This is a genomic window from Legionella sp. JM-2024 (assembly GCF_055389095.1).
Genome location: NZ_AP039388.1, coordinates 775,754 through 788,772, shown reverse-complemented (window position 1 = coordinate 788,772; position 13,019 = coordinate 775,754). Strand labels below are relative to the sequence as shown.

The window sequence follows — 13,019 nt, the reverse complement described above, 5'->3', positions numbered from 1 at the left end:
GTAGAATGGCGAATAATAATTCTATTAATCAAGCCGCATGTTTTTCCGGATGTTCAGGCATTGGACTGCGGCTTGAACATATAGACAACATCTTAAATCGACAGCCTTCTGTCGATTATTTTGAAGTTCTCGCTGATAATTATATTCAGCAATCAGGAATTCAATTTAAGCAATTACTCAAAATTGCAGAACTTTATCCACTGAGTTTACATAGCGTTGGATTGTCAATTGCCACGTCCTCTGAACCAGATTATCAATATTTGCAACAAATAAAGGATTTAGCTCATTGCTTGAATTCTAATCTAATATCGGATCATCTCTGTTGGACTCATGCCAACAAATTTTTTACTCATGAATTAATCCCATTTCCTTATACTGAGGAAACATTATCATTCATCATTGAAAAAACAAATCGAGTCCAGGAATATCTCAACCAAACAATAATGTTTGAGAACGTTTCACGCTATGTAAGTTACCAACAAAACACTTTAACCGAAGCTGAATTCCTTAATGAGCTGAGCACAAGAACAGGTTGTGGAATTTTATTGGATGTCAATAACTTATATGTGAACTGGTATAACCATAACGACGATCTGGACAAATACCTTCAATCAATAAATGCCAAACACGTCTGGCAGATGCATCTTGGAGGCTTTTCAAAACAAGAGGGTTATTTACTGGATAGTCATAGCGATAGAGTTTATCAAGACGTTTGGCAGCTTTATGAAAAAGCTCAAACCCTCTTTGCAAATACCCCCACAATCATCGAATGGGATAATAATTTACCTGATTTTTCTCTATTATACGAAGAAATGTGTAAAGCGAAAGCCATAATAAAACGAGTAGCAGAGAGGAGTCTGAATCATTATGCGTAATACTCTCCTTGAAACGATTCAGCATGAATGGATAGCACAGTTTAGAACGGAAATTCAGTCAAATCCGCTATCCAACCGGTTCCTTCCATCAAAATTTGATGGTATTGGTGTGTACTTGGAAAGCCATCATGCCACTTTATTCAATCATTTGAAATCAACTTTCCCACTCTGTTTGCGTTTAGTGGGCGATGCTTTCTGGTATGCTTTATTACATCGTTACATAAATGCTCATCAATCCACTCAATACGACCTCAATCAATACGGTGATAGCCTCTCTCGATTTATTGCTCATTTCGAGCCGGCTAAAGCAGTACCCTACTTATATGAGTTAAGCAGCATTGAATGGCATTGGCATACATTAAAAAGCCTCTCTCCCGCTTGCCCTTTTGATTTTGAATCCTTTTCACATCTGGATGATATTGGTTTTCAATCATTATGTTTTCATCTGGCACCAGGTTTAAAAATACTCAGCTCTGAATACCCTATTTACCAAATTTGGGCCATGAATTACTTTCAGGAAGATAAAGAAATTCAAATATCAGGCTGCCCTGAAAAAGTTGTTATTTATCAACATAATGAGTTACCCTGTATTATGCTAATCAGTAAGGAGGAGCATGTATTTCTGGAATTTTTATCCTCTGGAAACCAGTTAACATGGCAAACAGCAGTGGCTGAGTTAAGTAAATGGATTAGTGAAGAGAAAATTGGCGATCTTTTAACTAAAGCTCTTCACTATCAATGGATTAATCGTTTTTCATTGGAGGCTATATGAAAACATTTATAGCAAAAATTTATTTATTGGCTGACAAGTTCTTTGATTTCCTTGCTCCAATATTCATTCTTGTGACAAGACTTTACCTGGCTCAGGTTTTTTTCCTGTCTGGCTTAACCAAAATCAGCAATTGGCAAGCAACTATTTTCTTGTTTCAGAACGAGTACATGGTACCTGTCATATCCCCCACTTTAGCTGCCTATCTGGGAACGGCCTGCGAATTAGGCTTTCCTGTATTAATTGCTTTAGGGATAGGTTCCAGAGCCGTTTTATTCGCACTTTTCCTATTTAATTTATTTGCAGTATTCTCTTATAAATTTTTATGGACCCCGGATGGGGCTGCCGGTCTTACCGATCACATGCAATGGGGTATAATGATTTTAATGCTTCTATGTACTGGTCCTGGGAAAATATCGATAGATTATTTAATTAGACGATTCTATTTGAAATTAGATAAATAATTAAGTCCTGGGTAGAAAAGAAAGCTTCTTAATCTTCAGCATTAAGTGTATTACGCTATCCGCGATTGTGAAATGCGGATAGTCGTGATTTTTAATTTCAAGAAATCCAAAGCAGAGCCCATTATGTTTCTAACAGTTTATGACTCTGGAATGTTTACCAAAGTCAGCTTATCATATATAAAACTAACACTTGAATAGCAACATCATGACATTCCAAATATTGCCTTCTTTACTGTCCGCTGATATGACCCGTTTAGGCGAAGAAGTAAACGCCGTTATGAAAGCTGGTGCTGACTTCATTCATTTTGATGTCATGGACAACCATTATGTACCTAACCTGACCTTTGGCCCTGCTTTCTGTGAAGCGCTAATCAAAAAATTCCCTCACTTGCCTATTGATGTACATTTAATGACAACCCCAGTTGATGCACTTATTGAAGCATTTGCCAAAGCAGGGGCAAAACGCATTAGTATTCATCCAGATGCTACCATTCACCTGGATAGGAGTTTGCAGTTAATCAATAGTCTCGGATGTGAAGCGGGTCTAGTGTTTAATCCAGCAACTTCCATCGACATACTAGCCTGGTGCGCCCATAATCTAAAATTTGTTTTAGTAATGACGGTTAACCCAGGATTCGGAGGTCAAAAGCTTATCCCTGAAGTGGTGCCGAAACTATCAAAAATTCGCCAAATCTATCCAAATCTCGACCTTTGTGTTGATGGAGGTGTCACTTCTCAAAATATTGCTTCTTTAGCACGTGCCGGAGCTAACCAATTTGTTGCAGGTTCTGCTATATTCAATAGCAGTAATTATAATGAAACCATTAAAAATATGCGTGAACAATTAGCAAGCATTTAAACCTAAATTCGGTAGTTGAATCGTAGCGATAACAGCTAATGTGCTGAAGATTAAAGTTCAGTGCAGTAGCTGGTCATAATAGATTCAACTGTCGAATTTAGGTTAAGTGCCAAATAATTGCCCTCAAGCCTTATCCAGAGGAATTATGAAAAGATTAGTAATTTTTTTATGTGGGCTGCTCTGTTCTTTGAACTTGTTTGCTTTATCTGGACAAGCATACATGGACAGGTTCAATGCCTATCTGACATGGTATGAGAATCTTCCTATCACACCCTCGCCTGAATTTTTAGAATTTGTAAAAGAAAATACTCCTCTAGCTAATAAACTACGAGATAAATGGTTATATGAATTGGCCCGAATCAAAGACTGGACAACCTATAATAATTATTACCAACCCTCCAAAGACATGAACCTCAGATGCTTCGCTCAAATTGCGAAATTTAATTTAGGTTTATATAAGGAAGCTATAACGGGCTCTATTCCGATCTGGCTAACAGGAGAGTCCAGGCCTCAAGCTTGCAATACACTGTTTGATTTACTTTTAAAGCACGATAATTTCGATCAAAAATTTATTACTCAACGCATAACGCTTGCTCTTGAAAAACGCAATTTTCACCTTGCTCGATACCTGTTAAAACAATATAAAACACCACATAACACTGAAATAGATAATTTAACTAGTGTTTATCAAAATCCCGCTAACATCACTAAATTAAATCCTGGTCAAATGAACGATTACTTCTATCTTTATGGATTAAAACGATTAGTATCCATTAATATGGATAAAGCCCTTAATTTGTGGCGGCAGGATAAAACCAAAATCATGTTAAATGAGCAACAAAAACAAGCTTTTCTTGCTCATATAGCCCTATATAAAGCCATGAGAAATCATGCCGATGCTCAGGAATGGTTTGCCAAAATCAAACCAAAATACTATAACGACGTATTGGTTGACTGGCAAATACGCTTCGCTTTGAAAAACAAAGACTGGAAACAGGTTGAAATATTAATTAACAATTCCAAAAATAAAGATACGCCTTGCTGGCAATATTGGTTAGCCCGAGCCTTGGAAAAACAAGGTAAAAAAGCAGAAGCTATTACAGTCTATGAACCACTATCCAAAAACCGGCATTATTATGGCTTTCTAGCCAGTAAACGTTTAAAGAAAACTCCCAGTTTTGATAATGAAAAACCCACTACCAATACAGCCATCCTTAAGCCATATCAACCCTTTATAGAGCAAGTTAGAGCACTTTACAACTCTAAACAAACGGTGCAAGCATCTCGTTTACTTAATGACTTTATTAGCGAACTGCCAAAAGAGGAAGCCAGTGCTCTAATCTATTGGATAGCCACCGAGCTGAAATGGCATGGCAAATCAGTTTACTTAAGCAATAATGATACCCTTAACAATCAACTATTGTTAAGATTTCCATTGGCCTATAAAGACACAATAAAAACCTATGCTTCAAAATATGCAATCCCTCCTGAGCTTGTATTTGCAATCATTCGCCAGGAAAGTGGGTTTAGAGAAGACGTCACATCTATTGCTGGTGCCAAAGGACTTATGCAAGTAATGCCTCAAACAGCAAGTGCTGTCTCTAAAACCAGCAAAATACCCTACTCGGATCAAAAACAATTGTTTTTATCACAAAAAAATCTCAACATTGGGATTGCTTATTTACAGCATTTAACCAAACGATTTAGTAACCACCCGGTTCTTGTTGCCGCCGCTTATAATGCCGGCCCCAGACAGGTGGTATATTGGCTTAAAAATCATCCACCAAAAGAAATAGACATTTGGATTGAAACCCTTCCTTGGCAAGAAACACGAAACTATCTAAAAAATGTCATCGCCTTTTACGTTGTTTATCAGTACCGTTTAAACCAAAAACCTGACCTTAATAGGTTTCTAACTCCTTTGTAAAAAGGCTTCTATTAGTAAGATTAGTCAGTAATATGCGTACTTTTAATTTAAAGGTTTGATTCAATTTGAGCAAAAACTGGCGATATTCTGTTGAAGGAACAGAACAGTGTCATAATAAAATGTTTGATCTCGCTAATGGTATTGGATACGTCTTGATGTTGTTAATCCAATCCAGTTGTTTAAAATAAAGTTATTAAAAAAATACAATAATAAAAATCAGATCTATAATTGCATTAATTACTATTAATAAAAGAAAATTCATGGTCGCTTGGATAATATGGTTTGTAGCCGCTTTAACCTATTTCCATCAATATTTTTTACGAGTTTCTGTAGGATCCTTGTCTGGCTATCTTATGCACGATTTTTCTCTGACTATTTTACAATTAAGCGATTTGGCAATTCTCTTTTTTCTTTCCTATGTTTGCATTTTGCCTGTCTCTGGAATTTTAATTGATCGATTTGGGGTGAGAATCATGATGCCTTTGGCATCCCTTGCAGCGGGATTGGCTTGTTTTCTTTTTTCCCAAGCGACATATTACAGTGAATTGGATATGGCTCGCTTACTAATGGGAGCAGCCGCAGCTTTCGCATTAATTGGAGCTCAGACAATTGTTAGAATGTATTTTCCTGACCATTTATTTTCAATACTTTCTGCACTGACCATTTCTATCGGCACTATTGGAGCAATTTCTAGTGGCATGTTATTAGCGTGGGCTAGTAGCTATGAAAACTGGAGATTAATAATACAATACGCAGGTTACTTCACTGTGATTTTGGCTTTCTTACTCTTTATTTTTCTTAAAAAAGAAGAAAAACATGATAATCCTCAATCTGGGATGAAAAAAATATTGGATGATTTTAGCATATTTTTGAGAACCAGAAGAGCCTGGATTCCAGGAATTTATGGGGGGATTATGCTGACCCCCATTATTGCTTTTGCTAGCTTTTGGTGTGCTCCTTTTATGATGACTAAATATCGATATGATCTTGAATTCAGTGAATTTTTGTCAGGATTAATTTTTATAGGCTATGCTTTAGGTAGTCCTATTCACTCAATACTTGCTAAGAAATTGGGTCTAAAATTGATAATGATTTGCTCTCCCTCTCTGGCCACGATTTCTTTATTGTTACTTCTATACTTTAATTTGCCTTTATTGATATCCATAGTATGTCTTCTGATTTTAGGCATCACTGTAGGAGCATTTGTTTTAACAATAGTCATAACCAAACTGTGTACTCCCCCTGACATCGCTGCGAGTGCATTTAGTTTCAATATTTTAATATCTCAACTTGTAGGGGCAGGGGTATTATGGAGTATTGGACGTATCCTCTATAGTTGGCATCATGTCAAAATAGAGGAGCTTCACTCTTATTCCATTGGAGTATTACAAAGTGCTATGTCTTTATTAATCGTTGTTTCTTTCACTGCAATACTGATTGCATGCTTTATTATTCCCCCGGAGAAAAAAACTGAGATTCCTGTTTGATTCATTTCATCGACGTCGCTTGTTGCAGCCAGGACTCTTTTCTATTTGATTGTCTTATTTGAAAGCTCCTACTTTAAGCCTCAAAATTTTCCCAGCCTCCACCAAGAGCTTTATATAAACTGATCAACGCGGTTAATGAAGACACTTCAGAATTAATTTCTTGAATTTCTGTGTTTAAAAGAGCACCCTCGGATTGCAAAAGTGATAAATAATCGTCCTCTCCATATTGAAACCGTTTCTTGGCAAATCGAACTGCTCGTTCATTAGCTATAACAGCAGAACGCAAACTGTTGTTCGTATCAATGGATTGGCTATACCGAGCAAGGGCACTCTGAGTCTCTTGCAATGCCTGAAGGATAATCTTTTTATATTGAAGCGCTGCCTGTTGAGCACTCTCCTTTTTACTCTCAACATTAGCTCTTATTTGCCCGCCATGAAATATTGGTAAACTGACCTGAGGGCCCATGATCCAAAATCCACTGCTGGATTTAAATAAAGTATCAAGTGATGTACTCTGAAAAGCAAGATTAGAAACTGAAAGTTTGAATTGCGGGAAAAAATCAGCGACCGCTACACCAATTTCCGCAACTGCAGACGCTAATTGCCGCTCTGTTGCTCTTATGTCTGGACGTTGGCGCAGAATATCTGAACGCAATCCCATAGGTACTTTTTTAGGTGGCTTGGGTAAAGGGCGAACTTTTGAAATGTCCTTAAGAATTGCCTGCGGCTCTTTACCTAACATAACGGCAATTTGATACGCATTCACCTGCATTTGTGCAATATAATTAGGTAAAATAGATTCTGTGTTTTTTAATTGGCCTTCAGCCAGGGAAACATTTGCTTCATTAGTGACTCCTGCTTTGTATTGTTGACGAACAAGTGATAGTGTTTTTCTCTGTAATTGCACATTTTTTTGTGCCACAGCATATAATTGCTGGGCTCCTCTCAACTCAACATAACTTCTTGCAATCTCAGCTATGGTAGATAATAAAATTGAACGACGTGTTTCATAGGCCTCTTCAAGACTTGCTTTACTAGCCTCAACCTTTCTTCGTGTTTTACCAAATAAATCCAATTCCCATTGTGCATCAAAACCTAAATTATATATCCATTGATTTCTATCAATGAGAGTTAATGTTGATGTATTTGAGGTAAAACCTTCCAAAGTACCTTTACTGATTTGTAAAGAGTTCGCACTGGCAGACCCATTTATCATTGGATAAAAATTTGCTATAGCCATTTTTTTCATAGCTCGAGCTTGACGGATACGAGCTTCTGCCACTTTGATATCAAGATTATTCGTAGCCACTTCATTAATATATCGATCAAGCAATGGATCATGAAATGATTTCCACCAGGTTAAATTAATAGGGGAGCTATTAGACGTTTTGCTCTCGACTTTACTTGTTGGCCATTTCTCCTGAACTTTAATTTCTGGGCGTTGATAGTTAGGGCCGACAGTACAGCCAAATAATAGAGAAATACTGAATAGTAGCACTAATTTTCTGTCCATACTGTTCCTTACTCCATACGCTGTTTAAAAAACCAGCCAGCAATAAATAATGTAACAGCCCCTACCAATAGAAGTGGCCACGTTGTGATAAAAACCTCTAAAGCTGGCATGCCTTTTAAAAAAATGCCAATTACCGCTATTAAGGTAAATTTTAAAGGGTTAAACCATGTTAAATCCTGAAGCCATTCCGGCATATTTTCAACCGGAGAAGCATAACCAGAAAGCGTTACAACAGGCACCATATAGATAAACACACCCAAAATTGCCTGTTGCTGAGTTTTACACATAGAAGAAATAAATAGCCCAACACCCACAGTTGACATAATGAAAATAAATAAAATATAAACCATAAGTAAGGATGAGCCGTAAAAAGGAACTTTAAATAACCAAACAGCAGCAGCCCACATTATAAGACCTTCAGCCAGCCCAATTATAATAGCCGGAATGGTCTTACCTATCAGAATTTCATAGGGAGTCAGGGGGGACACCAATAATTGATCAAAAGTTCCCAGTTCTCTTTCTCTGGCCACAGATAATGCTGTGATCACCAGCGAAATCAACATGGATAATATGCACACCAAAGAAGGAACTGTAAACCACATATAAAGTAAATTCTCATTAAACCAGCTACGGGTTACCATAACAGGGGGTGTCATTGTTGTGGCACGACTTGTTTTTTGTAGTTCCTGAGCGTAGTTCCCAATAATGTTATTGATATAACCGTTCACAATTTGAGTGGCATTGGAACGGCGTCCATCGAGAATCAATTGAACATTAGCTTGTAAATTGGCTTCTATTTTACGAGAAAAATCTTGAGGTATGGTCATTACAACCATTGCTTTTTGATTATCAATTATCGATTGAATATCCGATTGTTTTTGAATAAAAAATACTCTTGAAAAAGTTGGCGAACCTATAAAGCGTTGAATAATTTCATAACCATGTTTTCCAGAGTCTTGATTAAAAATTCCGAAAGAAACGTTTTTAATTTCCATTGTGGCAGCAAATGAAAAAACAAACAATTGCAGAAGCGGAGGTCCTATTAATACCAATCTCCCCTTTGGATCTTTGAATAAAGTCAAAATTTCCTTAATTACAAGGGCAAAAATTCTTGTTGATGGAGATAATTTTCCCATTAATCTAGCCTTTTTCTGGTGTTACGCGCTGTAATAAAAAAGAAAGCAAATCCAATCAATGCAATTGCAAAAAGGCAACGAATCAAAAGAGACCATATAGTACCAGTTAAAAATAAGGTTTGCAGACTTGTAACAAAATAACGTGCCGCAAATAAATGAGTAAGTAATTGTATCACTTTTGGCATCGAATAAATTTCAAAAATAAACCCTGAAAGAATAAATGAAGGCAAGAAAGCAGACATCAAAGCCAATTGTGAGGCCACAAACTGGTCTTTTGCAAGAGTGGAAATTAATAATCCCTGCCCTAAAGCAGCCACTAAAAAAACAGCAGACACTAATGTTAGGGCCAAAATAGTTCCCTGAAAAGGTACTCCATAATATAAAGTCGCGATAATGGTGCATAAAAACATAGAGCCCATTCCTAACACAAAGTAGGGTATTAATTTACCTAAAATGATATCCACAATAGAAATTGGAGTTGCCATCATCGCTTCCATAGTCCCCCTTTCCCACTCACGCGCAATCACGAGTGATGTAAGTAGGGTTCCAATTAAAGTCATAACAATAACAATCGAACCCGGGATAAGAAAATTTCGGCTTTTTAACTCCTGGTTGTACCAATATCTTGGCTCTACATTAATGCCTGATTTGATTGTCGTTTGGCCATGTTCATAGGCTTGTGAGCTAAGCCAGGTTTGCAAAACACCAAGAGCATAATTTTCAGCAAAACCGGCAACTTGAGGATAGGAACCATCTACAATAGTTTGTAAGGATGGCTTGGGATTCCCACTCAACATATTTGCAGTAAGTCGCTGAGGAACATCAACCAAACCGCGAATCGTACCATTAACCAATCCATGACTAAATTCTTGCCTGCTGGTTGCATTGGATACATCCAAAAATCGCGAACTGTTAAAAGCCTGTGAAAAACTGATGGTTGTGGAGTCATAACTTTCTAATGAAAGACCAAACTTGACACGGTCAGTATCCAAATTAACACCATATCCAAAAATGAAAAGTAAAATTAAAGGGAGTATAAATGCAATTAATATAGTACTTGGATCACGGATAATTTGTAGGGTTTCTTTAATAACCAATGCTTTTATAAAACGAATATTCAACCAATATCCCCCTAATGCACCGGTTCTTGTAATTCATCCAAACGAATTAACTCAATAAAAGCATCTTCCAGTGTAGGATTTTGCAAAGTCGAGTTTCGTACTTTATCCTTTAAATCATCAGGAGTTCCTGTAGCAATATTTTTCCCTCTATAAATCAGTGCAATACGGTCACAATATTCTGCTTCGTCCATAAAATGAGTAGTCACCATAACGGTAACCCCTTTATTCACCATGCCATTAATATGCGTCCAAAACTCACGACGAGTCAATGGATCAACACCGGAAGTCGGCTCATCTAAAAACAGCACATCCGGTTCATGCATCACGGCACAAGCCAGAGCAAGGCGTTGTTTAAAACCCAAAGGAAGATCCCCGGAATTTTGCTTTAAATGTTTTTTAAGATCAAAAATTTCAATCATACTGTTTATTTGTGCTTCTTGCCTTTTTCCTGACAAACCATACAAACCTGAAAAAAAACGCATGTTTTGCAATGAATCCAAATGATTGTATAGTGAAAATTTTTGTGCCATATAACCAATAAGACTTCTAGCTTCTGATGAGGAGGTTTTCAAATCAAGCCCCATCACAAAAGCTTGTCCTTCTGTGGGTTGCAATAAGCCACACATCATTTTAAATGTCGTTGATTTACCTGCCCCATTAGGACCTAATAAACCAAAAATTTCACCGCGTTTGATTGTAAATTCATTATTTGAAACAGCAGTAAAATTACCGAAGCGTTTCGTTAGTTTTCGAGCCTCGATAATAGGTTTGTCACTATGAGGTTTTTCAGCAATATGTTCAGCCAATAGAGAATGACCACTTATTTTAGCTTCCAGGCTGTCAATAAAAGCATCCTCAAAACGCGGCTCAACTTCTTGAAAACTAACACTCGATTCATCAGTTATAGAAGCCAAATCAGGCTTTATCTTTTTATCACTAATTACAATACGAATATTCTTACCCTGAATCACACCATCAATAACTTCAGAAGTATTTAATGCATTCATTAAAGCTTCACGACGATTTAATGGAGAAACGCCACAGATTTGAAAAGTTCGACCTTGTGTTTTTTGTAAAAAATCCCCGGGTTTCCCATGATATATTTGCTTTCCTGCATTGAGTAAAAGAATTTGATCACACTTTTCAGCCTCATCAAGATAAGCTGTTGACCAAATAACCCCCATACCCTTTCCAAGTAGTCCTTGAACCATAGTCCACAACTCTCTTCTGGAGATCGGGTCTACACCAACACTCGGTTCATCAAGCAATAACAGTTTAGGTTCACCCATTAAAGCACAAGCCAAGCCTAATTTTTGCTTCATCCCTCCCGAGAGATTTCCAGCTAAACGTTTCTGAAAAGGCTCAAGTGCGGTAAATTTAAGTAATGTTCTAAATTGCTGCTCACGTTTTTCGCCATGTAGATTTCTTAGTTCAGCATATAACCTTAAATTTTCTATAATAGTTAAATCTTCATACAAACCAAATTTTTGCGGCATATAACCTGTGATGGCATGAATTTTTTCCGCATCGGTTTCAGTATTGAGTTTATCTACTGTGATTGTTCCTTGCGAAGGTAGCATTAAGCTGCAGATAAGACGCATTAAGGTTGATTTTCCAGCACCATCAGGTCCGACTAAACCGGTAATTTGCCCTTCAAAAATTTTTGCAGAAATATTGTCTAATGCCGGATCACTATTTCCAGGAAAGGATTTACTGACTGCATTGATACAGACAAGTGGTTCTGAGTTGTTCATTATTATGAATTCGCGTTTAAATGGATTTTCACAGTAACAGGCATCCCTTGCCTTAATCCATTATCAGGCTGATCAATGACTACTCTTATCCGATAGACAAGATCTGTTCGTAATTGAGTCGTTTCAACAATTTTTGGTGTGAATTCCGCTTGAGGGGAAATAAAACCAATATGACCTTTGTAGGGTTTCTCTGGATTGGAGTCAGTATAAACCAAGGCCTCTTGTCCTGGATAAATTTTACCCAAAGATGGTTCGTCAACGTAGGTTCGTACCCATACAGGATTATCAATAGCTAAGGTATAAACTGGTTCAGCTATATTAACAATGGCACCTGGCTCCTGAATTCTGGTAAGTATCGTCCCATGAGTAGGGGCATGAATTTCAGTATCGTTAAGTGATATGTTCGCTTTATCAAGATTTGCTTTTGCTACAGAAACTTCGGCACTACTCGAATCTTTTAGAGCAACAGCATCATCGAAAAGCGCTTTTGATACAGCACCATCGTCAACCAGTTGAGCACGTCTTTTATAGGATCTGCTTGCATTTTTTTGATTAGCCATGGCCTGCTCTAATTGCGCTTTTGCCATTTCAAGATTCGCTCTAAAAGTATCTTTATCAAGTCTGGCAAGTACTTGCCCTTTTTTGACATGAGCTCCTTCATCAACATCCATTGCCAAGATACGCCCTGAAACACGAAATGATAAAGTCACATCACGAATATCAATGTTTCCATAAAGGGTTAGCCAATTTTGATTTTCTTCCTGTTGTACAAAACGATACGCAAACCAAATTGCTGTAATGAAAAAAAGTGCGATGACAATCCCTACAGCTATCGCTTTTTTGCTCATATAGTTCTCCATGAAATCGCTTTGCACACCAGGTCTGTTAACAATTGCTCTATAGCCCCAACGTACTGTGGCTTGTAGGCGCTTTAGCAGGATCACGGAAACGAAATGTCAACAAACCCTACTCTATATCTGGAAATAGATTTTCTACTAAAAACAATAGAGTTCAATGATGCCATAATTTACTATTGAAAAATAGTTTTAAATCTGGAGTCATGGGACAAAACCCTGGGAGTTGATCCTGTGAGCAATAATCCGAGCCGCGACCA

Annotated in this window: 11 protein-coding genes; 6 read left to right on the top strand and 5 right to left on the bottom strand. The window is 37.3% G+C overall.

The annotated features are described in order from the left end of the window. Window positions 1–5: 5 nt before the first annotated feature. The 6 genes from bufB (at window position 6) to ACZ5EK_RS03475 (ending at window position 6,381) form a co-directional block, all read left to right on the top strand. Window positions 6–875 carry an MNIO family bufferin maturase gene (gene bufB, locus ACZ5EK_RS03500; protein WP_464431418.1) on the top strand — a complete coding sequence of 290 codons (870 nt, stop codon included), beginning with the start codon at window positions 6–8 and terminating at the stop codon, window positions 873–875. Then, window positions 868–1,647, top strand: a complete 780-nt coding sequence (locus tag ACZ5EK_RS03495) for an HvfC/BufC family peptide modification chaperone (protein ID WP_464431417.1) — start codon at window positions 868–870, stop codon at window positions 1,645–1,647. Before bufB ends, ACZ5EK_RS03495 begins: the two co-directional genes overlap by 8 nt. Next, complete coding sequence (locus ACZ5EK_RS03490) at window positions 1,644–2,108, top strand: DoxX family protein (protein WP_464431416.1); 465 nt, start codon at window positions 1,644–1,646, stop codon at window positions 2,106–2,108. The genes ACZ5EK_RS03495 and ACZ5EK_RS03490 overlap by 4 nt, the downstream gene beginning before the upstream one ends. Before the next feature lie 205 nt (window positions 2,109–2,313). Beyond that, window positions 2,314–2,967: a ribulose-phosphate 3-epimerase gene (gene rpe, locus ACZ5EK_RS03485; protein WP_464431414.1), complete on the top strand. Its 654-nt coding sequence runs from the start codon at window positions 2,314–2,316 to the stop codon at window positions 2,965–2,967. A gap of 145 nt (window positions 2,968–3,112) precedes the next feature. Next, window positions 3,113–4,894, top strand: a complete 1,782-nt coding sequence (locus ACZ5EK_RS03480) for a transglycosylase SLT domain-containing protein (protein ID WP_464431413.1) — start codon at window positions 3,113–3,115, stop codon at window positions 4,892–4,894. Window positions 4,895–5,154: 260 nt separating this feature from the next. Next, the gene (locus ACZ5EK_RS03475; RefSeq protein ID WP_464431412.1) at window positions 5,155–6,381 is read left to right on the top strand and encodes an MFS transporter; all 1,227 of its coding nucleotides are present in this window, start codon (window positions 5,155–5,157) and stop codon (window positions 6,379–6,381) included. Window positions 6,382–6,454: 73 nt separating this feature from the next. On the opposite strand, the gene ACZ5EK_RS03470 is transcribed toward ACZ5EK_RS03475, so the two are convergent. Genes ACZ5EK_RS03470 through ACZ5EK_RS03450 form a run of 5 tightly spaced genes read right to left on the bottom strand, consistent with a single transcriptional unit; the run spans window position 6,455 to window position 12,753 of the window. Beyond that, a complete protein-coding gene (locus ACZ5EK_RS03470; protein ID WP_464431411.1) occupies window positions 6,455–7,894 on the bottom strand; it encodes an efflux transporter outer membrane subunit in 1,440 nt (479 codons plus the stop codon). An 8-nt stretch (window positions 7,895–7,902) separates the two neighbouring features. Then, window positions 7,903–9,030, bottom strand: a complete 1,128-nt coding sequence (locus tag ACZ5EK_RS03465) for an ABC transporter permease (RefSeq protein WP_464431408.1) — start codon at window positions 9,028–9,030, stop codon at window positions 7,903–7,905. Further along, window positions 9,030–10,151 (bottom strand): ABC transporter permease, encoded by a 1,122-nt coding sequence (locus ACZ5EK_RS03460; RefSeq protein ID WP_464431406.1) that lies wholly within the window; start codon window positions 10,149–10,151, stop codon window positions 9,030–9,032. Before ACZ5EK_RS03460 ends, ACZ5EK_RS03465 begins: the two co-directional genes overlap by 1 nt. 11 nt (window positions 10,152–10,162) lie before the next feature. Beyond that, entirely contained in the window at window positions 10,163–11,905 is a 1,743-nt protein-coding gene (locus ACZ5EK_RS03455; protein WP_464431405.1) for an ATP-binding cassette domain-containing protein, read from the bottom strand. 2 nt (window positions 11,906–11,907) lie between these two features. Continuing rightward, on the bottom strand, window positions 11,908–12,753 hold the full coding sequence (locus ACZ5EK_RS03450; RefSeq protein ID WP_464431403.1) for an efflux RND transporter periplasmic adaptor subunit: 846 nt from the start codon (window positions 12,751–12,753) through the stop codon (window positions 11,908–11,910). Window positions 12,754–13,019: the final 266 nt, after the last annotated feature.